At 53.3% G+C, this 26,911-nt stretch carries 21 protein-coding genes; 1 reads left to right on the top strand and 20 read right to left on the bottom strand.

The window, feature by feature from the left end:
• Positions 1–445: 445 nt before the first annotated feature.
• The 16 genes from WMW72_RS20735 to WMW72_RS20660 form a co-directional block, all read right to left on the bottom strand.
• The gene (locus WMW72_RS20735; protein WP_341417465.1) at positions 446–2,734 is read right to left on the bottom strand and encodes a helix-turn-helix domain-containing protein; all 2,289 of its coding nucleotides are present in this window, start codon (positions 2,732–2,734) and stop codon (positions 446–448) included.
• 69 nt (positions 2,735–2,803) lie between these two features.
• Entirely contained in the window at positions 2,804–4,330 is a 1,527-nt protein-coding gene (locus WMW72_RS20730) for an extracellular solute-binding protein (protein WP_341417464.1), read from the bottom strand.
• 90 nt (positions 4,331–4,420) lie between these two features.
• Positions 4,421–5,305 (bottom strand): carbohydrate ABC transporter permease, encoded by an 885-nt coding sequence (locus WMW72_RS20725; protein ID WP_341417463.1) that lies wholly within the window; start codon positions 5,303–5,305, stop codon positions 4,421–4,423.
• Positions 5,306–5,340: 35 nt separating this feature from the next.
• Complete coding sequence (locus WMW72_RS20720; protein WP_341417462.1) at positions 5,341–6,297, bottom strand: ABC transporter permease; 957 nt, start codon at positions 6,295–6,297, stop codon at positions 5,341–5,343.
• Between the two features lie 459 nt (positions 6,298–6,756).
• Complete coding sequence (locus tag WMW72_RS20715; RefSeq protein WP_341417461.1) at positions 6,757–7,416, bottom strand: DUF1266 domain-containing protein; 660 nt, start codon at positions 7,414–7,416, stop codon at positions 6,757–6,759.
• A gap of 78 nt (positions 7,417–7,494) precedes the next feature.
• Positions 7,495–9,351, bottom strand: a complete 1,857-nt coding sequence (locus WMW72_RS20710; RefSeq protein WP_341417460.1) for a tetratricopeptide repeat protein — start codon at positions 9,349–9,351, stop codon at positions 7,495–7,497.
• A complete protein-coding gene (locus WMW72_RS20705; RefSeq protein ID WP_341417459.1) occupies positions 9,351–11,051 on the bottom strand; it encodes a molecular chaperone HscC in 1,701 nt (566 codons plus the stop codon). The genes WMW72_RS20710 and WMW72_RS20705 overlap by 1 nt, the downstream gene beginning before the upstream one ends.
• Positions 11,052–11,204: 153 nt before the next feature.
• Complete coding sequence (locus WMW72_RS20700) at positions 11,205–11,714, bottom strand: DUF1266 domain-containing protein (protein ID WP_341417458.1); 510 nt, start codon at positions 11,712–11,714, stop codon at positions 11,205–11,207.
• A gap of 173 nt (positions 11,715–11,887) precedes the next feature.
• Positions 11,888–13,882, bottom strand: coding sequence for a tetratricopeptide repeat protein (locus WMW72_RS20695; protein WP_341417457.1), 1,995 nt, complete (start codon positions 13,880–13,882; stop codon positions 11,888–11,890).
• On the bottom strand, positions 13,882–15,579 hold the full coding sequence (locus WMW72_RS20690; protein WP_341417456.1) for a molecular chaperone HscC: 1,698 nt from the start codon (positions 15,577–15,579) through the stop codon (positions 13,882–13,884). The genes WMW72_RS20695 and WMW72_RS20690 overlap by 1 nt, the downstream gene beginning before the upstream one ends.
• Positions 15,580–15,805: 226 nt before the next feature.
• Positions 15,806–16,930 (bottom strand): FMNH2-dependent alkanesulfonate monooxygenase, encoded by a 1,125-nt coding sequence (gene ssuD, locus WMW72_RS20685; protein ID WP_341417455.1) that lies wholly within the window; start codon positions 16,928–16,930, stop codon positions 15,806–15,808.
• A 56-nt stretch (positions 16,931–16,986) separates the two neighbouring features.
• Positions 16,987–17,820: an ABC transporter ATP-binding protein gene (locus tag WMW72_RS20680; protein ID WP_341417454.1), complete on the bottom strand. Its 834-nt coding sequence runs from the start codon at positions 17,818–17,820 to the stop codon at positions 16,987–16,989.
• Positions 17,821–17,852: 32 nt separating this feature from the next.
• Positions 17,853–18,935 (bottom strand): taurine ABC transporter substrate-binding protein, encoded by a 1,083-nt coding sequence (locus WMW72_RS20675; protein ID WP_341417453.1) that lies wholly within the window; start codon positions 18,933–18,935, stop codon positions 17,853–17,855.
• Between the two features lie 19 nt (positions 18,936–18,954).
• Positions 18,955–19,737, bottom strand: coding sequence for an ABC transporter permease subunit (locus tag WMW72_RS20670; protein WP_341417452.1), 783 nt, complete (start codon positions 19,735–19,737; stop codon positions 18,955–18,957).
• A gap of 131 nt (positions 19,738–19,868) precedes the next feature.
• Entirely contained in the window at positions 19,869–20,414 is a 546-nt protein-coding gene (locus tag WMW72_RS20665; RefSeq protein WP_341417451.1) for a TetR/AcrR family transcriptional regulator, read from the bottom strand.
• 265 nt (positions 20,415–20,679) lie between these two features.
• Positions 20,680–21,018, bottom strand: a complete 339-nt coding sequence (locus WMW72_RS20660; RefSeq protein ID WP_341417450.1) for a winged helix-turn-helix transcriptional regulator — start codon at positions 21,016–21,018, stop codon at positions 20,680–20,682.
• A gap of 134 nt (positions 21,019–21,152) precedes the next feature.
• On the opposite strand from WMW72_RS20660, the gene WMW72_RS20655 reads away from it, so the two are divergent.
• Positions 21,153–22,367 (top strand): MFS transporter, encoded by a 1,215-nt coding sequence (locus tag WMW72_RS20655; RefSeq protein ID WP_341417449.1) that lies wholly within the window; start codon positions 21,153–21,155, stop codon positions 22,365–22,367.
• 38 nt (positions 22,368–22,405) lie between these two features.
• Here WMW72_RS20655 and WMW72_RS20650 read toward each other — a convergent pair whose 3' ends face one another.
• The 4 genes from WMW72_RS20650 to WMW72_RS20635 form a co-directional block, all read right to left on the bottom strand.
• Positions 22,406–23,782 carry a hypothetical protein gene (locus WMW72_RS20650; RefSeq protein ID WP_341417448.1) on the bottom strand — a complete coding sequence of 459 codons (1,377 nt, stop codon included), beginning with the start codon at positions 23,780–23,782 and terminating at the stop codon, positions 22,406–22,408.
• A gap of 390 nt (positions 23,783–24,172) precedes the next feature.
• The gene (locus WMW72_RS20645; protein WP_341417579.1) at positions 24,173–24,928 is read right to left on the bottom strand and encodes a class I SAM-dependent methyltransferase; all 756 of its coding nucleotides are present in this window, start codon (positions 24,926–24,928) and stop codon (positions 24,173–24,175) included.
• A gap of 275 nt (positions 24,929–25,203) precedes the next feature.
• The gene (locus tag WMW72_RS20640; RefSeq protein WP_341417447.1) at positions 25,204–26,022 is read right to left on the bottom strand and encodes a carbohydrate ABC transporter permease; all 819 of its coding nucleotides are present in this window, start codon (positions 26,020–26,022) and stop codon (positions 25,204–25,206) included.
• A complete protein-coding gene (locus WMW72_RS20635; RefSeq protein ID WP_423227576.1) occupies positions 26,022–26,858 on the bottom strand; it encodes a carbohydrate ABC transporter permease in 837 nt (278 codons plus the stop codon). Before WMW72_RS20635 ends, WMW72_RS20640 begins: the two co-directional genes overlap by 1 nt.
• Positions 26,859–26,911 lie beyond the last annotated feature (53 nt).

Raw genomic sequence — 26,911 nt, 5'->3', positions numbered from 1 at the left:
TTTTTCCTCCTTACTATGTAGTTATCAATGAGCATTCTTCGGCCATTGTCGAGCAATTGCTCGCTCTATCGACAGAAGAACAAGAAGTAAACACAGGAATTATATCCCACTTTACCGAATTAATCCATTTAAATTCATGTAAAAGTCCTGGAAAACTAGGCCCAATGGTATAAATATCGGGTGAAGGGCTCTCGATAATTAGACCAACTGTAAAAAAATTCTCCTTCCCCCCGCTGCTTGCTCCCAGTCCTCTTACACCTATACTTAGGCGCACGTTGCCAGACTGCTGCGCCAAGGCAGCCCTCCACAAATATCTTGTGCCTGTGCCTGCCATACGCCCCACGACATGCAGAAGAAGCAGGACCCGAGCCGCCTTGGCCCAAGTCCTGCTTCATATGCCTTTCCCATCCCGGCCATTGGCCTTCCTTAACTCCACCCGCCCGCATCATATCTCCCGATTCTGCTCCCTGTACTGCCCCGGCGTAATGCCTTCCATCTTGCGGAAATACCGGATAAAGTTCGCCGGATTGTTATACTTCAGCTTCTCGGCAATCTCGGTAATGGTCAGCGCCGTTTCCCGCAGCCAGCGCTTGGCAATCTCCAGGCGGTACTGTGCCAGATACTCGGCGAAGTTGATGCCGGTCTCCTGCCGGAATACCCGGCTGATGTACTGCGGGTGATAGTTCAGCCGAGAACCGATCTTCTCCAGGGTCAGATCGGTGTCGAAGGCGTCCTCGATTAGGCGCTTCACTTCCTGCGAGATCGTCCGGAATTGCGTCTCACGACGCTCTTCCAGCAAGCGGATCCCTGGCTGCACGATCTTCCCTTCGAACCAGGCCGCGATCTCCCGGCTCGTGTGAAGCGTCAGCAGCTCTTCGAATAGCGAGCTTTCTCCGAGCTCCAGCCCATGCAGAGAAATGCCCGAATCCTGAAGCAGCCGGAGCAGGTCGGTCAGCAGCCGGACCAGCGCCATCTGGTAATCGTTATGGTCGTAGTCCTGCCTCGACAAGGCTTCCATCAAGACCGAGAGCGCCTGCGAAGCCCTCTCCTGCTCGAGCGACTTGATCGCTTGAAGCAGCTCTTCACCAAGCTCCTTCGGGTAAAGGATCTCTTTTCCCTTGTCCGGCTGCACATCCTCGATAAATAGAATCGCCTCTTCCCCGAGCCTTGCCCGATACTTCAGCGCGTTCTCCCCCTCCGCGTAGCCGCGGGAAGCTTCCGACCAATCCTCGAACGAACGGCTGATGCCAATGCTCGTCGGCAGCTGCAAGTACCGTTTGATCGCCTGCTGCATCTCCGTCGCCATCTCAAACACCGCATCCTTGAATACCTCCTCGGATTGCGAATTCGTGCCGATCAGCACGACGACCGATTCCTGCATAATGACAGCAGGCAGCCGATGCTCATCCGGCGCAAGCTCCGACACAATATTGCCGATCGCGAACAGCAGCAGATCGCGGTCCTTCTCCGTGAAGCGTTCGCCCTCCAGACCGTCGATCTGGAAGAGCAGCACGCGCATCACCGCCCACCCCCGGGTATAGTCATACCCGTAATAGAGCAGGCTCTCGGAGATTTCCCGAGCCTTGGCCTCTCCCAGCATGAGCTTGCGGACCAGCAGCTCCACGAGCTGCTTCTGCTGTCCCTTGAGTTCGAACTGCAGCTGGGACTGATCCTGGATCAGCGATTGAATCCGTTCCGTAATCGCCTTGAACTCATCCTTCTTCTGCACGCTTCCCTTATCGTCAAGCAGCGCATGATAGATCCGGCGTACCGGGGAATACATGCGTCTTGAGCCGATCAACGCGGCGAGCACCGTCGCGATCAGCACAATAACGCTGACCAGAATGGATGTCCAGGCGATCGACCTCACCTGCTCCGTGATCGCGCTGGTTGGTACGATGGAGACATAGGTCCAGCCGTTATAGGCGGATTTCCGGTAGGAAACCGACAAGTCCTCCCCGGCTTCTTTGGCATTCAACACCCCGATGTCGCTGTGATGCTCACGCATGGTCTGCATATAGGGAGCGCCGGATACATCCAAGCCCAGCTTGGCATCGTCGGAATGCGCAATAATACGGTTATCCTCGTCGACAATGAACATTTCGCCCGTACGCGGATCGCTGTCGATCAGCTGCTTCAGCTGCTGAGGCGACAGCACGACGCAGATCATCCCCCGCGGATGCGCGGAGTTGATCGGCCATTTCTTGAGACTCATCACCGAATGCTGCAATTCAACGACACCCTCGGCTCCCTGAAGCTTGGCCGCGTTGCCGCTCACCCACCTCGAGCCCTGAGGCATATCCGCATACTCGCGGATCTTATCCTTCAATCCGGGAGGACTGTACTCGTCCAGCCCGGAGTTGCTGATCAGCCAGTCCTTTTCCATGCTGAACAAGTAGACATCCTTGATGCCCAGCTCGAACGTTTGGATCGAACCCAGGACATTATAGATCTCACGGATCGTCTCGGTGTCACCAAGCCCCAAGCGCATGGGAAAAGATCGAATAACGACCGGCAGGCTTAATACCTGCGAGGTCGAGTAATCGATCATCTTAAGCGTCTGCTCGACGCGAAGCTGGCTTTGCCGCAGAACCTGGGAATTGCCTTCTTCCAGCTGCTTCAATACCGATTGCGAGGAGTAGTGGTAGGAATACCATCCTAACGTAAGCACAGGGAAGGTCCCCACGATTAAAGTTAGAATGACCAGTTTAAGTAAATAACTTGATGTTCGCATTCCCCACTACCCCCAGCAACTGTTCTTGATGTTTCTTTATTTTAATACAGCGGAGGCCTGTCTGCTGCTTTATTTTTTCTGGCTCTTGTTATAAGAGTCCGTGTACTCCTCGATGATCTTGGAACCGCCATCCTGCAGCCATTTGTTTACAGCACTGTTCCAGCCGGCTTCGTCCAGTTGACCCATGATGAATTTCGTGCGGGCATCGTCGATAATTTTATCCAGTTCCTTGCCCCGTTCGCTATAGGTGTTGGAGATATACGCATTGGTTGGGTTCGGTACGGCAATCTCAGCATTGGCCTTGTACAGCTTGTCACGCAATTGGAACAACGGACCGCCATAGGACTTCAGCTTGTCGCGAAGAGCGGCCAACTGGGAAGCGTCGCCCGAGCCGAACTCGACGAGCATCTTAGGATCGGCTGTTTTCTTATACTGCCCGTTCTCCAGCGTATATTGACGGCCTTCGATTCCGTTAATCAGCATGTTCTGCATGTCCTCATCGGAAATCTTGTCGAAGAAGTTCAGCACAGCCTTCAGCTCGGCTTCCGTCTTGACTGTCGTCTTCGGAATCATGAACATCCCGTAGGAGCCGGTACCGCCTACGCTGCGCAGTCCCTTCGGACCTTCCAGGGCATTAACCATCGTCAGGCTCGCCGTAGGTTCTACCTTCTTGATCGCTTCCTCAATGCCTTGTCCGTCATTCATATTAGCGATCCATGCGCCGGCCTTGCCTTTGTTCATCACCTGGCGTCCGTCCTTGACAACGGCGAAGTCCTGGTTGATCAGCTTCTCAGCATACAGCTTCTTGTAGAACTTCATCGTCTCGAGGTAGGCAGGCGACAGAGCCGCTGGACTCATCTTGCCGTCCTTGACTTCCCAGTCCACCGGACCGCCATGCCAGACCAGCATGCTGCGCCATGCCGCAGTGACCTGTTGTTCGACCAGACCTACCGTATCGGCTTTGCCGTTTTTATCCGGGTCATTTTGTGCAAACGCCTTCAGTACATTGTAAAATTCATCGATCGTTTTTGGCTCTTTGAGGCCCAGGTTATCCAGCCAGTCCTTACGCAGCATAATGCCGTCCTTCGCCAAATCACGCTCACGGTAAATTCCGTAAATTTTACCGTCGATAGATACCGCTTCAAGTGCAAGCGGGTTCATCTTGCTCAGGTTCGGATAATCCTTCAGATAAGGACCGACTTCCCAGAACATACCGGCACGGGCCGAGTTGACGATATAAGGAAGCTTCTGATTGAGCACCGTAATGACGCTTGGCAGTTCTCCGGAAGCCACGGTCGAGCTAAGCTTGTCCTCATAGGTCGAGGATGGCACCCAAGTCAGCTTCAGATCGGTGTTCGTTTTTTCTTGAAGGCGCTTAAACAATTCGCCGTCTGTAGACATCGGCTCCGGGTTATAGCTTGGGAGCATAATGGACATTTTATACGGGCCTTGGGCTCCACCCTTACCTGCGTCCGTTCCTGCGGCAGATTTGGACGAATTCCCTCCTCCGCAGCCTGCGAGCACGCCGGCCATAACAGCCATCGCACTAATCGCCGTAGCCGATTTCATCCAAACTTGCTTATTTGTTTTCTTCATTAGAATGAATCCTCCCTTTTCTATTGAACATGACATCAATAATGGCTTTGATTGCTTATCTATCATTAAGATGACAACGATGAAGGGAATTTATCCCTTCACCGATCCCATTAAAGCCCCTTTGGCAAAATGCTTCTGCAAGAACGGATACACCAGCAGAATCGGCAGCGTCGATACGACGATAACCGCCATCTTCACCGTCTGTTCTGGCGGCTGGACGAAGCTCGCATCCAGCGCTGCGGAATCTCCCAAGCCTCCGCCCTCGGATAGGATAACGATCTGCCGGAGCAGAACCTGAATCGGCCACATGGTCGAATCGTTGATGTACAGCACGGCATTGAAGAATGTATTCCAATGACCTACCGCGTAAAACAAGGAGAACGTCGCAATTGCAGGCAGCGACAGCGGAATCACAATTTTCCACAGAATACCGGGATCGCTCGCACCGTCGATCTTGGCCGACTCTTCCAGCCCATCGGGAAGCTGCTGGAAGAAGCTGCGCATGATGATCAGGTTAAAGGCGCTGATCGCACCCGGCAGCAGCAAGGACCAATACGTGTCGATAAAGCCAAGCTGCTTCACCACCAGAAACGTAGGAATCATCCCGCCGCTGAACAGCATGGTGAAGATAACCATGATCTGAATCGGCTTACGGTAGTCCAGATCCTTCCGGGCCAGCGGATACGCCATCAGGCACGTGAATACGATATTGATCAGGGTCCCGACGATCGTGATGAAAATCGTCACTCCCATACTGCGCATCAGCGTGCTGGTGGAGAAGATAAACTCATAGGCGCTCAGAGAAAATTCCGTCGGGAATAAGATAAACCCTTTCTCCAGCAATTCCTTCTGGGTAGCGAACGAACCGGCGACGATATAGATGAACGGAACGATAGTAATCAGGGCGAACAAGCCAAGCAGGACGATATTCAAGCCGTCAAACAGCCTGCTCCCCCAGGAACGGTCATGGACCATGGAGCGTCATCTCCTTTCGATGATGGTTTCAAGTCTTACAGAATGCCTTCCTCGCCAAACTTCTTGGAAAGGTAGTTCGAGGCAGCGACCAGCACGAGACCGACAACGGATTTAAAGAGACCGACGGCCGTCGAATAGCTGTATTGTCCTTGTGAAATCCCCGTCGAGTATACATAAGTATCGAAGACCTCTGCAACCTCCCGGTTCATAGCATTCAAGCTCAGGTAGATCTGCTCGAAGCCCGTATCCAGGAAATGTCCCATTCTCAGAATGAGCAGGATCACGATCGTAGAACGAATGGCCGGCAGCGTGATATGCCACAGCTGGTGCATCCGGTTCGCCCCGTCCATCTTGGCTGCCTCATAGAGCTGGGTGTCCACACCCGCCAAGGCTGCGAGGAAGATAATCGTTCCCCAGCCGGTTTCCTTCCACATCACCTCGGCGGTGATGAACGGACGGAACCAGTCCGGACTAAGCAGGAAGTTGATCTTCTCCCCGCCCAGAGCTGCGATCAATTCGTTGACGATACCGCCCTCGGTCGTGAAGAACAGGTAAGCGATCGATACGATGACAACCCACGACATGAAGTGAGGGATATAGATCAGCGTCTGAATCAGCTGCTTGTACACGGCTAACCTCAGCTCATTGAGCATCAGCGCGACGATAATCGGCAGCGGGAAGAAAAAGACGATGTTGTACATCGCGAGTATAAAGGTATTCTTCATCAGCATCCAGAACAGAGGATCACCGAAGAATCGTTCGAAATGCTTCAGCCCGACCCATTCGCTGCCCGCGAATCCGAGAAAGGGCTGGTAATTTTTGAAAGCAAGCAGCACTCCGTACATCGGAATATACTTGAAAATGATGAAGTACAGCAAACCCGGCAGCAGCATCGCATAGAGCCAGCGGTTGCGGACGAGCCTTTTCAGCTTCTCTTTTCGATACACATTCCCAACGGCCGGAGCCTGGGTTGCGGTGGCATTATCCTGCATATGGTCTCTCCCTTTCTAAGCCTTGAATATCCGGTGGAAGCCTTAGCCGTATCCGGCGGTCACCTCTGCATAGTAAGAGACAGCGCTCATTGCCGTCCATAGTCATTCCCTGACGATATGAGCTTATTGTCCCCGAAAACCCTTGCTGCACGCGGATATTCATTTCGCAACCTGGGATAGTCATAACGCGATATGGGTGAAAAATAGGCGTCCGGCCGCGGTTTGATAAGGTTTAGACAGGTCCTTCACATAAATAAACGGCGGTTGCGATCTGCCGGGTGAAAGGAGGAGCGCCCAGCTATGGAGCAGCTTCATAGCGTCAGCTTACCACCTTAGCAGGTCAGGACAGGGGGCCAAGTACATGTCAAAAAAGCGCTGGCTCCGAGTCCAACGCTTCTCTTTCCCTATCTCTGAACGAGCTATTCCATAGCTCTGAACTTATCCTGCTGCCTGCTGGCTCTACCCCAGCTCCAGGCTCCAGCTTACCTTCTCAAACGGACTGTGCCTGGAAGTAAGCAGCTCCGTTATAGCCGATTTTTCCTTTTCCATGTAGGCAGTGGACATGTTCCGGTCCACAAATTGGATGCCCGCAGCAAACCCAATGACGTATTCGTTCCAACCCCCATAGTCCCGCTGAGCGTTCCGCGCAGTCTGCAGCAGATAAGCATAATACTCGTCGCGAGTGAGATAATTGAATTCCAGGCCCGCCTGGCACAAGAAGGAGCTCCAAGCATAATCCACAGCCGCAATGCCTCCTGCAGGAAGCCTTCTGAGGTAACGATTGACAATGAGCAGCTCTACCTTATGCACATGCCCATCCAGGGATTGGATGTAGCGTTCACGCCCAGCCTCCGACATCGTGGACAACTTCCGGGTCCAGTCGTTAAATCTATGTCGTCTTCCCAGATAGTCTATCCAATCCAAAACCTGCTTTAAGCTTTGTGCGTTCTTAATCGGCTCACTCGTCCAAGAGTCTAGTCCTTGGCGGTAATACGATCGGCGGATCTGTTTATTCTCCATCGCAACCTCGTACATGGAGTCCCCGCTGAAGCAGACAGCTGATAGCGCACTTGCGTAGAGATCAAGCTTCTTGCGCTCCTCTAAGACAATATCAGGCACCCGTTACACCCCCATCTCTAGTTGAGTAATTGGCTGCCTGGACGAGTAGACCTAATGCCCATAGGACGAGACCGTACATCATAAATACGATAACCGGCCGGGAGCCGGAGGATCGGGGCTCTCAGGCACTTCCACCACCTCAACCCGTGCATCTACATACGTATCGGTTATGAACTGACCACTCTTGTATGTAACTAGCGATTTAAGTGCCAGCAGTTCCTCGACCATGTCTTGGAATGGACGAGAAGGTACATCCAGCACCCTCCCCGTAATTTGGGCCGTCTTCTCTTTGGTTATTTGGCCGCTCAGCTTCTTATCTACGATGACCGTAACCGCGGTATCGCCGAGATAGCCGACATGTACCCAGCCGGACGGTTCTTCGGACTCAGGCACGTATTCCTTCTTTGCCGTCATCATATAGGTTGCATATTCCGCATGCATAGCACCCTCCCCGTCCTGCCGCTTGTACTCATACAAGCCTATGGCTCTGGCATTCGTGAGTGTAAATTGAACGAGATGATTCCCGGTTCTCCATCCCTCAATGGACGTTATGGGTATAATCACGGTCGGCTCCTCCTTAAGCTGGACCGATTGCTGTTGGAAAATTGAACCGTACGTCAGCACACTGCACACGGTAATCAGAACCAGACAGACGGCAAGCTGGATCCACCACTTGGTCCAGCGATCCATCCTCCGACTGCTCCGTTGTTTCGTAGCCTTCAGCAGCTCTAAGCTTCCGGCCCGGCCCGACTCCTTGCGGAGTTCCCTGGCCTTCTGCATCCGGCACTCCGTCAAACAAACCACGGCCGTCATATCATACGGGTCCTCTTCAAGCACTTGTTCCAGGTAAGGGATAGCCCGTTCAAGATCCCCCAGCTTCATATAGCATTGGCCGAGCAAGCAGCGAATAGCTGTGTTCACCTGCATCCGAGTCAGAATAAACTGGCATTCCCGAATCGCCTCCGTAACCTCGTTCTGCTCGTACCAGATTCGCGCCCGGTACAAATAGCCGTCCATTTCATCCGGGGAGGATGCAATGGCACGGTTACAAGCAGCCAGCGCAAGCTCCCGCTCTCCCCTGCGTACATAATACTCTGCCTGGAGCCGGTGGAGATCCGGGTCCAGGGCATATATGGCATAGGCTTCATCCAGGGCCTCTCCTGCGCCCTCAAGGTCGTCATCTTGCAGCGCCTCCAAGGCGGCTTTGCGCAGACGCAGGAAAGCATCGTAATCCACCTCTTCCCCTTCAACCAAGGAAGGAAACCGAAGTCCCAGTCCTTCCAATTGATCGGACATATGCCGGATAAACCCGCCGGAGAACTGTTCAGCAAATTCCGGTTCCTCGCGGATCCGCTCCTGCCAGTAAAAGCTTTCCTCCAGCAGCCTCCACACATGGGGCGGCAGCTGGTCATGCTCCTCGAGGAAGCTGAGCAGCCGCAAGCTGAGCGTCTGCCTCTGAGCGACCTGCCAGACGATATCCGAGTTCAGCAGCTCTGTCCAGCGATCCATGTCGATACGGGCCCAGAAATCATCGTACACAGCTTCCACCTGCTCCATGAACCGGTCCAGCTGTTGAGGGAACGACGGGAATCCGCTCTGCTGCTCCGCTACTACAAGCCTCGGGGTATAGGATTCCGTCTCCTGCTCTTCCTCCGGTTCCCAGACCACCAGCCGCGGAGTGTGGATTTCTTCCTCCCCCGTATCTTCATGTTCGCCGTCATTCCAGTCCATATCATCCTGGGACCTGTCATCCTCAGCATCCAGGACGCGCCGCTGCTTGGCCAGTCTGAGCGCCTCGTCGTAAGCCTCCCTCAGCTGCTGGTAGCCCTGCGGATCATCCTCGGGGTGATGCTTTTTCAACTGCCGGGCATAGGCCCGTTTTATTTCTTTCTCATCCTGCGTACGTTCGATACCGAGCCATTCCCATACCGTCACTAGTAATCCAGCCACCTCTCAAAGTGAAGCAGCTGTTTCTTGAATTCGGAAGCGGCTTTTTGGATCACCTGCTCATTTTGGGTCATCAGCGCTTGTTCGAATTCACTCAGGTAAAATCCGATCTGATCTCGTTTCTCTCCGAGCGCTTCCTCATATAACCGCTCACCCTTGGCCACCAGCAGCCGGTTTTCTGTTCTCTCCCGCGGGTGAATCTTGATATCTCTCAGCTCCAGCAGACGGGCTTCGATCTCTTCCGGGGTCAGCACGCCCGGGTTTTTCTCGATAATCTGCTTCACCTTCTCTCCCGTGGTGACCGTCGTGACCTCGACCTCCAGGATGCCGTTGATATCATAGGTGTACCTCACGTCGATCGGCTGGTTGCCGGCCAAATCAGACGGCACTTGAACCACGAAGCCGCCAATACGGATATTGTTCTCAATCCGGCGGCTTTCCCCCTGGTAGATCTCGAGGGATATGTCCGTCTGATGGTCATAAGCCGTGTATAAGCGCTCGACCTTGCTGACAGGAATCGGTGTATTCCGCTCAATAATCGGCTTGAAAAATCCCTCTTCATAGTTGCCGTTTCCGACCCTCTTGACGATCTCCACTCCTAGCGTATAGGGGCATACATCGGTCAGCACGACTTCCTTCAGCGCCTCATTGCGTTCCTTGAGCGCGACCTGGATAGCTGCTCCCAAGGCTACCGCCTCATCCGGGTTAATCTGGGAGAAGGGCAGACGTCCCAGCATCTTGCTCACGACTGACTTAATGATCGGCATCCGCGTAGCGCCCCCGACCAGAATTATCGCATCCAGCTCGGAAGGCGCCAATGATGCATCCCGCAAGGCCCGTTCGATCGGATGACGTAAACGGAGCATAAGCTGACTGCAGATTTTCTCAAATTGCTGACGGTCCACACTTAACTCCGCCTGCTTGTCCCCTTCCGTAAAGCTCATATGTCCGGCCGTCTCCGTGCCCAGAGCTCTCTTGCACAGCTCTGCTTGCTTGAAGATCGCAGATCGCGCCTTATAATCTAGCGCCTGTATATCGATCCCGTGAGTTTCGGTAAAATACGAGACCAGCTGATTGGTGAAATCCTCACCACCCAAGTAATTATCCCCAGCGATGGATTTGACCTCCATCACCCCTTCGAAAAACTCCAGGATCGACACATCGAACGTGCCGCCCCCCAGGTCGAAGACCAGGAACTTCGTATCCGACTGCTCCTGATGCAGCCCGTACGCGATCGCCGCCGCCGTCGGCTCACTGATCAGCCGCTCAACCTTCAGTCCGGCAATCTCCGCCGCCTGCTTCGTCGCCTTCCGCTGGGTATCGTTGAAATAAGCCGGTACGCTGATGACCGCCTCGGTCACTTCTGCCCCGAAGAAAGCTTCCGCATCCGCCTTGAGTGACTTGATCACGAACGAGGAGAGCTCCTCCGGCGTAAAGGCATATTGAGCCAGACGGAATACCTTCTCCGTCCCCATATAGCGTTTGAAGGCTGCCGCTGACCGGTCGGGATGTGTAATCAGCCGTTCCTTGGCGATCTGCCCGACCAGAATCTCGCCGTTCTCATCGATGCTGATGACTGACGGTGTGAGCCGCTCGCCCAGTACATTTGGAATAATGGCCGGTCCGTTATCGGTCCAATACGCCACGAGACTATTCGAAGTCCCCAAATCAATGCCTATCATGGTCATAGTGATATTCTCCGCTTCGGTATGTAAGGATTCAACTTTTAGGTATTCCCAAATAACTGATACGACGGGGTTCAATATGGAAAGACGACTCTCATCACTAACAACTTGGAATGAGAATCGTCTTATTAATTGGTGGTACGACCGATTTGCCAGCTACCCCAGCTTCAAGTTCCAGCTTACCTTCTGAAAAGGGCTATGTCTGGAAGTCAGCAGCTGAGTAAGGACGACTTTGTGCTCTTGCGTATAAGAAAAGGAAAAATCCCGGTTCATGTATTGAAGGCCGGCGGCATACCCTATGACGTATTCGCTCCAATTCGCATAGGCCCTTTGAGCGCTCAAAGCAAAATGCAGCAGGTAAGCGTCATGTTCTTCGCGGGTGAGATACCTGAGTGCCAATCCCGCCTGGCACAAACAACTCCCCCAAGCATAATCCAATGCAGCAATGCCTCCTGCCGGAAGTCTGCTCAAATAATGATGGATACAGAGCAGTTCGGTGGTAAGCTCCTGCCCTTCCGGCAGCGATTGCATGTAGCGCGCACGCTCAGCTTCAGAGGACGACGATAGTATCCGGGTCCAGTGGTCAAAGCTATTCCTGTATCCTGTAGAGCTGAACCCTTCCAACTCCCGCTTCAGACTTTCTGCATCCTTGATCGGCTTTTTCATCCTAGTCTCAAGGATGCTGCGATACCATGCCCTACGAATCGGTCTATTCTCTAATGCAGCCCGGTATATGCTTTCACCGCTGAAGCAAAGTATGGATAACGCACGCGCGTAACGATCCAGGTTTTGGCGCTGCTCATTATAAGCCATCTGTTGGTTATCCCTCCACCTCTATATCAGAATCTGGCCGCCCTGTAGACGGCGAGGAGCCCATAGATGACATGCCCGTACAGCGGGAGCAGGAGAACCAGGTAAATCATAGCCTCCACGGGCATTTCCGGACTCTCCGGTTCCGCTTCCTCCACGATTCGTGCATCGATATACGTATCTTTGACTACGGGGATATCTCTGTATCGGGCATACCCTTTAAGCCCCAACAACTCCTGAACAAGCTCTTGTAATTGCCCGGAGGAGGAGGCATCCTGCACCTTGCCGGTGATCTCGGCTGTCATCTCGCCGTTCTTCACTTTATTTAACTTTACGGCCTGCTTGGCATCCACCTCGACAATAACCCCGGAATCACCCAAGAGCCCGACATAAAACCATCCGGTAGGCTTTTCCTCGTTTGCCTTGATCCCCTTCTTATGCAGGGACAGATAAGAGTCAAACTCCACCCGCTCGGCTCCCTGCCCGTCCTTTCTCCTATACTCGTATAAACCAAGGTACGAAGCTTCGTTGAGCGTGAATTGAACGAGGTGATTTCCTGCCTTCAGACGATCTTGGGAAGTAATAGGTACGATTTCGGTCGTTTGTTCCTCCCTGAATGTTTCCGTAACCCATTCCCATGCTGTATAACCCGTATGTTGGATAAATGCGTGGTTCAGCATCAGATGCATCCCGATGATCAGAACCAGACAAACGGCAAGCCTGATCTTCGGCGCAACCAGGGAGACAATCTTCCATCTCTCTGCCCTCCCCCCGCTGTAATCCAGCTGTTGCCTGAGCTTCAGCAGCTCCGACCTCCGCTCCGGGTCCCGCTTCTTACGGATGGCCTGGGCCCGCTTCATCCGGCATTTTGCCAGAAGAACGATCGCCGTGATGTCATTCGGTTCACTTTCAAGTACTTGCTCCAGGCAAAGGATAGCCTGCTGAATGTCTCCGAGCTTCATGTAGCACTGGCCGAGCAGGCAGCGAATAGCAGCATTCTCCGGCATCCGGGTCAAAATAAATTGGCATTCCCGGACCGCCTCGGCATACAGCACCTGCTCATACCAGATCCGCGCCCGGTACATATACCCATCCATCTCATCCGGATACCAGGCAATGAGCCGGCTGCAGGCATCGAGAGCAAGCTCAGCGTTGCCCGTGCGCACATAGTAATCCACCTGAAGCCGGAGGAGATCCGGATCTTGGGGATAGATGGAGTATGCTTTATCCAGATACGCTCCCGCAGCCTCCAGCTCTTCCTGCCGGAGCGCCTGTAAAGCCAACTGTCGCAGTTGCAGAAAAGCATCGTAGTCCACCTTGTCCTCGGGGTCAAAGGAAGAGAATCTCAACCCTGGCCACGTCACTTGAGTGGTCAAGTGTCTGATAAACTCATCTGACAACGGTTCGGCGAATTCCCTCTCCTGACTAATCCGCTCCTGCCAGTGGAAGTTGCTATCCAGCAGTCTCCACACCTCAGGCGGGAGCTGATCATGTTCCTGCAGGAATATGATCAGCCGCCCGCTAAGCAATTCTCTCTGCTCCACATTCCATACCAGATCCGAGCTCAACAGCTCCGTCCAGCGTGTCACATCGATGCGTGCGAAGTAATCATGATACAACGCCTCTGCTTGCTCCATGAACCGGTCCACCGGATGTTGGGTCTGCGTAAAGCCGCCCGGGTGCTCCCATACGACCAGTCTCGGGGTATTGGGTTCTTCCTCCTCTTTCTCCTCCGGTTGGGATACGATTAGCCTCGGGATGTGCAGCTCTTCCTCCTGCTCCTCCGTATCTTCATAGCCGCTGTCATCCCAGTCCGTACCATACCCGAACCCGTCGTCATCATCGTCATCCAGGCGCTGAGGCTGCTTGGCCAGTCTGAGGGCTTCGTCGTAAGCCTCCCTCAGCTGCTGGTAGCCCTGCGGATCATCCTCGGGATGATGCTTTTTCAACTGCCGGGCATAGGCCCGTTTTATTTCTTTCTCATCCTGCGTACGTTCGATACCGAGCCATTCCCATACCGTCACTAGTAATCCAGCCACCTCTCAAAGTGAAGCAGCTGTTTCTTGAATTCGGAAGCGGCTTTTTGGATCACCTGCTCATTTTGGGTCATCAGCGCTTGTTCGAATTGACTCAGGTAAAATCCGATCTGATCTCGTTTCTCTCCGAGCGCTTCCTCATATAACCGCTCACCCTTGGCCACCAGCAGCCGGTTTTCTGTTCTCTCCCGCGGGTGAATCTTGATATCCCTTAGCTCCAGCAGACGGGCTTCGATCTCTTCCGGGGTCAGCACGCCCGGGTTTTTCTCGATAATCTGCTTCACCTTCTCTCCCGTGGTGACCGTCGTGACCTCGACCTCCAGGATGCCGTTGATGTCATAGGTGTACCTCACGTCGATCGGCTGCTTGCCAGCCAAGTCTGACGGTACTTGAGCCAGGAAGCCGCCAATACGGATATTGTTCTCAAGCCGGCGGCTTTCGCCCTGGTAGACCGCAACGGATAACTCTGTCTGATGGTCACGGACCGTATAGAAACGCTCGACCTTGCTGACAGGAATCGGTGTATTCCGCTCGATAATCGGCTTGAAAAAATCTTCATAACTGCCGTTGCCGAGCCTCTTGACCATATCCGTCCCGAGTGTATAGGGGCATACATCGGTCAGCACGACTTCCTTCAGCGCCTCATTGCGTTCCTTGAGCGCGACCTGGATAGCTGCTCCCAAGGCCACCGCCTCATCCGGGTTAATCTGCGAGAAGGGGAGTCGTCCCAGCATCTTGCTCACGACTGACTTAATGATCGGCATCCGCGTAGCGCCCCCGACCAGAATTATCGCATCCAGCTCGGAAGGCGCCAATGATGCATCCCGCAAGGCCCGTTCGATCGGATGACGTAAACGGAGCATAAGCTGACTGCAGATTTTCTCAAATTGCTGACGGTCCACACTTAACTCCGCCTGCTTGTCCCCTTCCGTAAAGCTCATATGTCCGGCCGTCTCCGTGCCCAGAGCCCTCTTGCACAGCTCTGCTTGCTTGAAGATCGCAGATCGCGCCTTATGATCTAGCTCCTGGATATCAATGCCATGGGTTTCGGTAAAATACGAGACCAGCTGATTGGTGAAATCCTCACCACCCAAGTAATTATCCCCAGCGATGGATTTGACCTCCATCACCCCTTCGAAAAACTCCAGGATCGACACATCGAACGTGCCGCCCCCCAGGTCGAAGACCAGAAACTTCGTATCCGACTGCTCCTGATGCAGGCCGTACGCGATCGCCGCTGCCGTCGGCTCACTGATCAGCCGCTCAACCTTCAGTCCGGCAATCTCCGCCGCCTGCTTCGTCGCCTTCCGCTGGGTATCGTTGAAATAAGCCGGTACGCTGATGACCGCCTCAGTCACTTCCTCCCCGAAGAAAGCTTCCGCATCCGCCTTGAGCGACTTGATCACGAACGAGGAAAGCTCCTCCGGCGTAAAGGCATATTGAGCCAGACGGAACACCTTCTCTGTCCCCATATAGCGTTTGAAGACAGCCGCTGACCGGTCGGGATGTGTAATCAGCCGTTCCTTGGCGATCTGCCCGACCAGAATCTCGCCGTTCTCATCGATGCTGATGACTGACGGTGTGAGCCGCTCGCCCAGTACATTTGGAATAATGGCCGGTCCGTTATCGGTCCAATACGCCACGAGACTATTCGAAGTCCCCAAATCAATGCCTATCATGGTCATAGTGATATTCTCCGCTTCGGTATGTATGTTGTTGGCTTGCCTGTCACGAAACTATTTATCGGTAAATTTGCTGTAAATCTTTAACTTTTGGACAGACTCTATCCAGGTGCCTTACGCAGCAACCTGCAAGGAAACGGTTTGTTCTCCCTTCAACACAAAAAAGGCGAGGACAGCGCACGCTGCGCATCCTCACCATTCTTATAGGGCGTTGCTTTTGCTTATATCATCACTTCGGCACGATACTCTCCGCGATTAATTCTCCCATCGGGGCCCATTCCCAAGGTTCCGGCCGCTTCGGAAATTGAACCGGCAGACGCGGAAACAACAGCTCTGCGATCCGGTACGCCTCCTCCAGATGCGGATACCCGGACAGGATAAAGGTATCGATCCCCAGTGCCGCATATTCCTTCAGCCTCTCGGCCACTGTATCCGCATCTCCGACCAGAGCGGTTCCGACACCGCCTCTCACCTGACCGATCCCGGCCCACAGGTTGGGACTGATCTCCAGCTGGTCCTGATGATCCCGGACGAGCTGAGTCATTCTCCGCTGACCGACCGAATCGAACCGGCCCAGAACCTGTTGGGCTTCCTCGATATCTTCCTTCGTGACATGCTTCACCAGCTGCCGTGCAGCCTCCCACGCTTCCTCCTCCGTATCACGCACGATAATCTGAACCCGCAGTCCAATCCGGATTTCCCTGTTCAACGCACGTGCCTGTGCACGGACATCGGCGATTTTCTCCGCGACCATAGCCGGGGTTTCCGCCCAGGTCAGATACGTATCGATGTGCTTAGCAGCCACCTGATGCCCTGCTGCCGAAGAAGCGCCTATAAATAGAGGCGGAGATTGGCGGTTGAACGGAGGATACAACAGCTTGGCCTGCTCCACCTGAACATGCTTGCCGGAGAAGGTCACCTCTTCCCCCTTCATCAGCCGGTTCCAGACGGTCAGGAATTCATCAGTCGCCTCATAGCGCTCCTTATGGTCGAGGAAAATCCCATCCCCCTTCATCTCCAGCGGATCTCCACCTGCCACTACATTAATCAGCAGTCTTCCGGTAGACAGCCGGTCGAAAGACGCCGCCATCCTTGCGGCGATGCTGACCGAGATGCCTCCAGGACGAACCGCAACGAGAAATTTTAACCTCTCCGTGGCCGTCATCAGCGCTGAGGCGACCACCCAGCCATCCTCGCAAGCATGCCCGGTGGGTACAAGCATTCCCGTGAAACCGAGCCGATCGACCGCCTGAGCGACCTGCCGAAAATAATGCAGGTCCGTTACCTTGGCTCCCTCGCTCGTCCCCAAATAACGGCCGTCCCCCATAGTCGGCAAATACCAGAAGATTTCCATGTCATTACGCTTCCCTTCATTAATAATTACAGTAGCAATCCTCTACATCCTTGCCTCTAAGCATGAGCCTGTGCAATCTGAGAGATCAGGAAGCTTCTCAGCTCGATGAATTCCCGTTCTGACCGAATCCGGTTGAAAGAGACTTCCTCGGTCTCTTGAAACAAAGGATTGACAAAATCCTGTACAATTCTCCCGGGGCCAGGCTGCATAATCAGAATGCGTCGTCCCAGCAGCAAGGCTTCATCCACATCATGCGTAATGAAAAACACGCATTTGCGCGTTTTGAGCCAGATGGAGCGCAAGTGCAGCTGCATCGATTCTCTCGTGAGTGCATCCAACGCGCTGAACGGCTCATCCATCAACACAATGCTCGGGTCCGTAGCGAGCGTTCGCGCGATAGCGGCACGCTGCTTCATGCCTCCCGACAGTTGATGCGGCAGTAGGGCCCCCGCCTGAGCCAGCCCGACAAGCTCCAGATACGTAGCCGCACGCTTCCTGCGCTCTGTTCGGGGCAGCTTCGCCATCTTGAGCCCGAACTCTATATTGCCCGCTATCGTCAGCCATGGGAACAAATTGGCGTGCTGGAAGACGACGCCAACCTGCGCATCAGGCTCCGTATGGGCCTTTCCGCTAATCCGTACCGTACCGCCAGTCGGCGGCAGGTATCCGGCAATAATATGAAGCAGGGAAGATTTCCCGCATCCCGATGGTCCGAGCACGCAGACGAATTCATCCGGCTGCAGCCTGAGATCGATGCCCTTCAGTACCTCCAGGGACGATGAGCCTTGGCTGTAAGTGAGGTCAATCCCTTCCAGAGAAATCCCGTTCCTGCCCTCTGCCCCGTGCTCCGCTCCGCTTTCCAGTTGATGATGCAAGCTGTGCATGGCCATGAATAGCCTCCTTCCTGCTTTCCTTCCAATGGTCAGGGCTTGGCATACAGGTCATTGCGGATCGCCTTGGTAAAGACAGATAGCTCAGGAGCTTGCTTGATCGACTTCTGCTCCACCAGAAAATCCGCCGTCGCCTTCAATAAAGAGGCGAACTCCCCAGGCTTATCCGGCGTGCCCATATATTTGGGGCTTGTTTGCTCGGAAGCATCCAGCACCGTAATTTCTTTCATCGCCTTCAGCGTTTCCTGCGGGGTTAAACCGAGCTCCTTGGACAGCGCCTCGGCCGCTTCCTGCGGATGATCGCGGTAATATTTCGTCCCTGCGTCCAGCACCTTGATGTAGGTTTTGACGGCATCGGGATATTTGGCTATAAAATCCTTATGAACCACGCCGAATTCTCCGGTTAACGCTCCCTTATTCGCGACTTCCTTGGAGGTAATAATAATCCTCCCTTTCTCTGCCAGCAGCTTGGATTGAACCGGCTGCCAGGTGTATGCCCCGTCGATATCTCCGCGCTGCCAGGCCGCAAGCAAATCCGGAGCCTGCATATCGATCAGCTTGACCGTCTTCAGGTCAATGCCTTCCTGCTTCAAAGCAGACAACAGGCTGAAGTGCGAGGTTGAACCGAACGTAGTCGCAATCGTCTTGCCCTTTACATCCTGCAGCTTCGAGATGGACGATTTCTCCTGCACGACCAGAGCTTCGCTTTCTCCGATAACATCATGAATATAATAAATTTCATCCGGAAGTCCTTGAGCAATTCCAGACGCCCCCGGAGGCGTTCCTACGAGTCCGAAGTCGATGCTTCCGCTGGCCATCGCGGTATTCACATCCCGGCCGGATTCGAATTTCAACCATGAAATTTTAACGCCCGGAAACTGCTTCTCAGCCAATCCAAGCGCCTTGGCGACAAGCTCGCCGTTGGGCGATACCTGATAGCCGATGCGGATTTCCCCGGGTAGGCCCTGAGCCTGCCCAGCCGGTTGGCCGGAGGACTTCGTCGTCTTATCCGTACCCCCCGGATTGGAGCAGGCTGCCGCGATCAGCAGGATGAGCAGTGGTATAAACAAGCGTGCAGCAAGACGCGCTGCCGGAATTTGTTGGATCATGTTCATTCGTTGAACCTCCTCATTTCTACTGCCCCACCCATGGCGACACGCGCCGGATGAGGTACCTCAACCCCATATCGATAGCAATCGCGATAATACCCATAATTAGAATAGCCGCGTAAATAATATCGCTGCGCAAATATTTGCTGGCGTCCAATACCATCCAGCCGATACCGGATACGGCCGCGATCATCTCCGCCGCCACCAGCGTCGCATACGTAATGCCTACCGTGGTCCTAAGTCCGGTCAGTACATCAGGAAGGCAAGACGGAAAAATAACGTACGCATACAATCTCCAGCCCTTGGCCCCTAGCGATTTGGCCCCATTGAGCCGGTCAGCCGGGATACGGCTGCTGCTGTATACCGTAGCAATAAACAACGGAGCGAAGCCGCTCAGAAAAAGCAGCACGATTTTGGACGTGTCCTGGATACCGAACCATAACACCAGCAGCGAGTAGTACGCCAGCGGAGGCAATGGGCGATAAAATTCGATAAACGGGTCAAACACCGCCCGAATCCAGCGAATGCGTCCGCACAGTATACCGAGCGGCACTGCCGTGACGAAGACAAAGGCCAGAGCAATAGCAATCCGTCTCAGGCTTGCTCCGATATGCTCCAGCAGCGAGGAATTTTTGTAACCCTCGCGTGCGATGTCTAAGAAAGCGGCCCAGACCTCCTCCGGGGTCGGGAGAAATAATGGATTTACCCAGCCGTTCCGGCTGGCGACCCACCATAAACCAAACACCACAAGCACCGAAGCGGCCGATATGAAGAAATAACGAGCCTCATGCTTCGCATGCTTTGCCATCCTGATCACCTCACTTTTTTCTCTTAATTTATTATGTTTATAGAATTAGTCGGCTTTAAGTCGCGACTTCTCCTAAGAAGTTCTCCCGTTGTCGGGTCGCGGACCGGGAGGGACGAGCCCTCGCCGCCCGGTTATGATTCTCTTTTCTTGACCATCGTCTGCAGGTACGAAAGCACGTCCGAACGGAACGGCTCATCCAAGGGCGCGAATCCGAATAGTTCACAAAAAAACAACCCGTCCGCAGCCAGACGCGCGACCGTGGCTTCCACCGGATCCTTGCACTCCGCCATCATCCGGCTCTGCCACATGATATATCTCTCCCGCATGGGATCCAGCAGATCCGGACTGTTCGCCGCAGCAGCCAGGATGCTGGCGCTCATCTGCAGGTCCTCCTTGCCAATCTCGAAAGTCTCGATGAGATAGGCCTCAGCCCAGCCGTTATTCAGCTTGGTATTGCGGGACGCCTCTTCTTCCGTGTTCGAATCGAAGCGGTTGAGGAAATCATCCAGGGTGGCCTGAATCAACGCTTCCTTGGTCGGAAAATGGTACAACAGCCCGCCCTTGCTGACGCCCGCTTCCTTGGCTACAGCGTCAAGCGTAAGCTTGGATGCCCCTTTTTCACTCACAAGTTTGCAGGCTACCTTTAGAATTTCATTGCGCTTGAAGCTTGGCCTCATGCCTGTCACCCCTCCCCATTACTGTACTGGCTGGACGGTATAGTTGTCAATCCAAAATTGCACTTTTCCTACTTGATAAGTTTGTTTTAATCTAAATGCTCATTAAGGCACTACAGCTCTCGAATGAAGTCAGCAAAAAAAGGTGCCCAGCGCAGTTAGATCTGCGTGGCACCAAAGGTCCGAACGAACGAGCGGCAGCCTCTTCAAGGGAGCAGTCCTCTTCTGAATAAGCGCTGCGCCTGGAAGCCGACTCCGAAGTTCACTTTTAACCAATGTGCTCGGATTCCAATAACCGTTCCTTATGCTTCTCACCCCATAGATTCATCAGGTCCATCAAAGGAATCAAGCTTTCTCCATACGGAGTCAGCGAATATTCTACCTTTGGCGGGATCACGGGGTAAATCTGCCGCCTCACCAAGCCATGGGTCTCCAGCTCTCGGAGCTGATACGTCAGCACCTTCTGCGTAAGTCCCGGGATGAGGGCGGTAAAGTCACAGAAGCGCTTGGTGCCGTTCCGCAAATGACACAGCAACAGGAGCTTCCACTTTCCTTCGAGGATACCCAGGGTTACATTAGCCGCATAATCGCATGAAGTAGGTCTCAATGTCCTCTCCCCTTTCCCTGTCTATACTTACTTTCAAGAAACTAAAGCGAAATAAAGTGCGTACTTCTCAAGCTGCTTCCTCTCCAGCATAATCAATGCCATACCCATAAGCAACCCCAGAGAGGAGCAACATCATGGAAGTATCCCAAGCAAACAAGAACAAAGGTCCCCACTCACGCTATCCCATCGCGATCTATATCCTGATGATCAGCGCATTCGCCATAGGTACGACGGAATTTGTCATTATGGGACTGCTGCCTGACGTGGCCCGGGATCTGCAGGTTTCGATCAGCACCGCGGGATTACTGGTCACCGGCTATGCCCTAGGCGTAGCCATCGGCGGTCCCTTGCTCACGGCATTCACCGTGCGCTTGCCGCGCAAAGCCTTGCTGCTAGCCTTAATGGCCTTATTCGTAGCGGCCAACATCATCAGTGCGATCGCGACCGGCTATAACGTCTTGATGGTCGCCAGGGTTCTTTCCTCCTTTACGCACGGCACCGTGTTCGGAATAGGATCCATCGTCGCCGCCAGGTTAGTGAGGCCCGACCAGCAGGCGAGCGCCATAGCGATGATGTTCATAGGTGTGACCTTGGCTAATATATTGGGCGTCCCGCTCGGGACCTGGATTGGACAAAGCTACGGCTGGCGGGCGACCTTCTGGATCGTGGCCGGGCTCGGTATGTTCTCGCTGATCACCCTGGCCGTGTTCGTCCCCAACTTGAAGTCGCAAGAGATCCCTCGTCTGGGACAAGAGCTTCGTGTACTGCGAAACCCTCAGGTGTTGTTGACCTTGCTCATGACGGTTACCGGTTTCGGAGGCGTGTTCGTGGTATTCACCTACATCGCCCCCATACTCACGGATATAACGGGATTTCATGATAGCAGCGTAACCTATCTCCTGCTGATCGTAGGGGCTGGCCTCACCCTTGGCAATATCGTCGGCGGAAAGCTGTCCGACCGGAGGCTTATGCCCTCGCTGATCGGCATGCTAGTTCTGTTGACTGTCGTGACGGTCCTCTTCTCGTTCACCAGCCATAGCAAAATCGCTACAATCTTCACCCTATTCTTCTGGGGCTTCGCCGCCTTCGGCACGGTGCCGGGATTCCAGATGCGCGTGCTGGATAAGGCACGATCCGCCCCTAATCTGGCCTCCTCCCTCAATATCGGCGCGTTCAATCTCGGCGGCGCAGGCGGCGCTTGGCTGGGCGGACTTGTGCTGGACAGCGAGCAGGGGCTACCGTTACTAACTTGGGTCGCGGCGCTGGTTACGCTGCTGGGACTCGCTGTCACGATGGTAAGCAAGCTGGTCGAGGATCGAGAGCGGCGGAGGCTCGGGGAGGGAAAGTGAGGGGCTGACAGCAGGGTGGCGAGGCAGCAAGCCACTGCCTATCGAACTCCAGCAGCCCCGTACTCCACCCAAACAAATTCATCCGGGGACACCCACCCCAGGAAACGTCCGATCCCAACAAAGCGGGGTTGGGTGCCGCGGTCGCCCGTCATCCAGATTTCTATGTAAAAATCTGCGTTTGACCGGGTGATATAGACGGCTTTACTTGGATCAGGAGATAAATATATCGTGATTTCCGGTTCGGTTGCGGAGATCCGATTGAGCATATCCAAATCCGGGTCTTTATCAGGGATCATAGTTACAGCTTGTGTACGAACATCGATCTCCTTCTGCCCTGCTCTGGATTGGTCCGGGTACTCTGTCGTTATTCTTAGGGTATTCCCTTGTTGCCACTTTATCATGTACTCGGTTAAGTAACCATCGCTATGAGATATATAGGCAGCCCGGGGAATAGCGAATACCGCCTTTCCCTTCTCATTAATGACCAGAAGATCTGCCTCCGCCCGCAGCTCCTGATCCTGGGCAACCATAAGTCCTATCATTTTCCCATCCGGAGAAGGAGAAATACCGAGAATAGGCAGGGGGGACGTGTAGACCTTCTCACTTCGCTGAGTGCGGATATTCAGCCGGTGCACCTCCGAATGAGACAAGACCACATACAGCTCGTCACCCTTGTAGGTATCGGGAAATAAGATGTTCTTAAAGCCATGCAGCTGTTCCAACCCCGCTCGATACTTCGCATCAGGAATGGGAAGGGCACGCGTGAGGCCGCTTTTTATATCCATGATCTGAATCTTAGATGGACCGGAGGTCACCGTGAACATATTCCCCGACTCAACTTCACGGATCAACCCGAGCTGCTGCGCGGCATCGACTTCCGTATACCGGTGTTGTTGAGAATTGAAATTTGTAACGGCAAGAGCAGGTGCAGAACCAGCTTCTCTGTACTGAAAGACGGTATCGAAGAGATGAAGAGCCCCTTCGTTAAGAAGGCCAGGCTCTTTCGTCTTGGCCTTCTGCAAACTAACGTGAACCGCTTCTCGAGGCAGCAAATCAAAGAGCGATAAAGTAAAATCTTGATCAGATCCCCAATGGATTCGGTAATCAAAATCTTTTCTGTCCGTCAGATTACTTGTCAGTTGTTCCTTGACGGCTTGCTCCACTGACGCACGGTCCAATTCGATATCGGAGATATAATGAAAGGTCATGGGGTTTTTATCGGACACAGGAGGGTATTTCTCATCTACGTCTGGTTTTAGATGTCCCTGGAGTTGTTTCAATTCAAACTGAGGCGTAGCGGGTACTGGTACTAGTGAGGGCTCTGGAGGCATACTTGTCTGGCGCCCTACGAGTTGCAAGCATCCGGACAACAGCGTAAGTACGGCCAAGCTCGCAATGATCGTCATCCTTTTCATCTGTGCCCTCCATTTTCCATTGCATGGTACCAGGTAACAGCCCCAATATATCGCTTCAAGCTCTCTTCCACGGTTCCCGCAATACACGGAATAAAGGGCTCCAGATGACCTGATGTGCTCATTCTGTATGAATTACATTAGCCTCAATTACCAGGGTTCTTTAGTCCAAACTGACCGCCTCGCTACACAAATAATCTTTTTCGCGCTCAAAGAAAAACGTATCTTCCTTGCTCTTCTCATAAATATCAAATAAGTCGCTTGGAATTTATCGATGCGGTCGTGCCTTTACTCCGCTATTCGGACTTTCGTATGTCGGAAGAGGACGGTTCCCTGTCACGTGCTTAGACAGATTAAGTCATGTCGTCTTTTCAGCACGCTCAGCCCGCTACCTTACACGTCCCCCCAGAAAACCTCTGTCTCATAATCGAAGCTGACCAGGCCATTCTCTTGTGTCTTCTCGAACAGCTCTTCCAGCCCCTGCTTGAACTCGTCATGATTCGGCTCGCCCTCGGCAGGCACATAAGAAGAGGACAAAGCCCGTCCGGTCAGCTCCTCCAAGTTAAACTGCTGGGAGTTGGTGAATCTGGCTTCCTGCATCTTCTGATTTCGGAAGAACAGCTTGAGCTGGTCCGGAGAAATCTTTTTATGCGTCATCTGCTCGTAATCCGTGGTGTACAGACGAAGCAGGTCCTCATAGCCTGCCAGGAACCGCGTGCCGCTCGTCAGACGGGAGTTCCAGATCAGGACGGCTTTGCCGCCCGGCTTGAGGATACGGTGGAATTCCACTTGCGCCGCTGGGCGATCGAACCAGTGGAAGGATTGCGCACACACGATAAAATCTACCGAATGCTCCGGCAGACCTGTCACTTCGGCCGCGGCTGCCACAGAGCCATACTGGCCGTAGGCGCCCAGCTCACGATCGGCCGCCTCGCGCATCGCCTGATTCGGCTCCACCGCGATTACCTCACTGCCCCGCTCCAGCAGCAGCTTGGAGAAAATCCCGGTCCCGGCTCCCACATCGGCTATCCGCGACTCTGGCTTCATCCCTACCGTGCTGTACAAATAATCGATCGCTGCCGAAGGGTAACTTGGACGGTACTTCACATAGTTGCCTACCCGGTTCGAAAATCTTTCCTTGCTGTCCATACTCATTGGCCCACGCTCCTAACAAAACTGTTATGATCCTTGATGGCTTTTAAAATAATTATAGTAGAGTAGCTACGCCATATTCAACAACACGACAGTACGTGCTTATATAGGATTACGATCATGAATCCATTCCCGTCCAGAAGCTGCCATTATCCTTCCTGCCTCCTTGTATCGGCTATCCGCAGCTACCGAATGAAATGCAAAAAAGGGAGCGTTTCCGCTCCCCCTCTTGGCATACAGCCGTTATCCTACAGCATCCGATTTTGTGGTATTTATTTCACGGCACCTTGTGTAATGCCGTTAATGATCCATTTCTGCGCGAACAGGTAGACGATAATCATCGGCAAGAGCGCAAGCAGATAGGATGCAAAAGCCAGGTTGAAATCTGTACTAAACTGTCCTTGGAAGACATACTGCACAAGCGGGAGCGTATACGAATTCGGATCTCCCAGCAAGATCAGCGGCAGCATGAAGTCATTCCACGAAGCGAGCCACGACAGAATGCCGATCGTAGCGTTGATGGGGGCCAGCAGCGGGAAGATGATCTTCCAATAGGTTCCCCAAGTCGAGGTCCCGTCTACCGTCGCCGCTTCCTCCAGCTCGTACGGAATCGAACGGATATAGCCGACGTAGACGAAGGTATTGAATGCCAGCCCGTACACGACATTCAGAATAATCAGGCCGGGGATGTTATTCATCCCGAAATCCGTCGTCACCTTCACGACAGGCAGCATGATGATTTGGAACGGAATGAACATAGCGCTGATCAAGTAAAAATATAGACCTTTAAAAAATCGCTGCTTCATATTCCGTGCAATCGCGTAAGCGACCATGGAATTGGTCAACAGAATGAGCAGCACAGAGCTCGCTGTAATCACGAAGCTATTGCGGAAAGCGCGGAAGAAATCCGTCGCCTCGATCGCATGGGCAAAGTTCTCAAAGTGAAGCCCTGTAGGCAAGGCGAAGATGGAAGCGGCCATCTCCTCCGGATTTTTGAGCGCAATACTTACCGTCATATATAAAGGAAATAAAATAAGCAGGGAGCCTAGTGCGATCAGTATCGTAGCGGACCAGTTTGTCGATTTTGTCATCACAAATCCATCTCCCGTTTTTGCAGAAATTTAAGCTGAAGCACAGAGATGGCGACGATGAGGATGAAGTAAATAACGGCATTCGCCGACTGGTAAGCAAACTCTCCTCCTTGGAAGCCCCCCGTGTAGATCAGGTATGCGATGGATTGCGTCGCGCGGCCAGGTCCTCCGCCGGTCAATGCCACAATTTGGTCGAAAACCATCAAGCCGTTTTTCATGGCAAGCACCATATTAATGGTGAAGAACGATGCCAGCAGCGGGAAGGTAATGCTCCAGAACTCTCTGAGCTTCCCCGCGCCGTCCAAGCTGGACGCTTCATACAAGTCTTGCGGAATGGTTTGCAAACCGGCCAGATACAGAATCGTATTGAACGCAATCCCTTGCCAGACAGCGACGATGACGATCCCGGTCCAAGCCCAGGTTTGATTCCCCAGAATATTTTGCGAAAACAGTTCACTGCCAAGCTTCTCTCCCCAGACCGGGAACACATTCGCAAACAAATAGTTGAAAATAAAACCGACGATCAGGACGCTTAGAATGTTCGGCAGGAAATAAACGCCCCGGAAAAAGTTTTTGAATTTTATTTTAGCATTCAACCCGACCGCAATCAGCAGGCTGATGACATTCGTCAGAATCGTCATCAATAGCGCATACTTAAACGTAAACCCGTACGAGTGAATGACATTTTCGTCTTTAAAAATATTGGCAAAGTTCTTGAAGCCTACAAAGTCAAAAGCATCGCTGTAGCCATTCCAATTCGTAAACGAGTAGAAAATCCCCTGCAAGGCAGGAAAGGTGTGAAACAAAAAAAACAGTACTAAGGCCGGAATGGTCATGAAGTAAAAGGCAATGCGGCGTTTTGCCACGGCATACTCCTCCTTAAAATAAC

Source organism: Paenibacillus filicis (assembly GCF_038070315.1).
Classification (GTDB): domain Bacteria; phylum Bacillota; class Bacilli; order Paenibacillales; family NBRC-103111; genus Paenibacillus_G; species Paenibacillus_G filicis.
The sequence above is the reverse complement of the archived record's forward strand: the minus strand, read 5'-3'. Positions and strand labels throughout refer to the sequence as shown.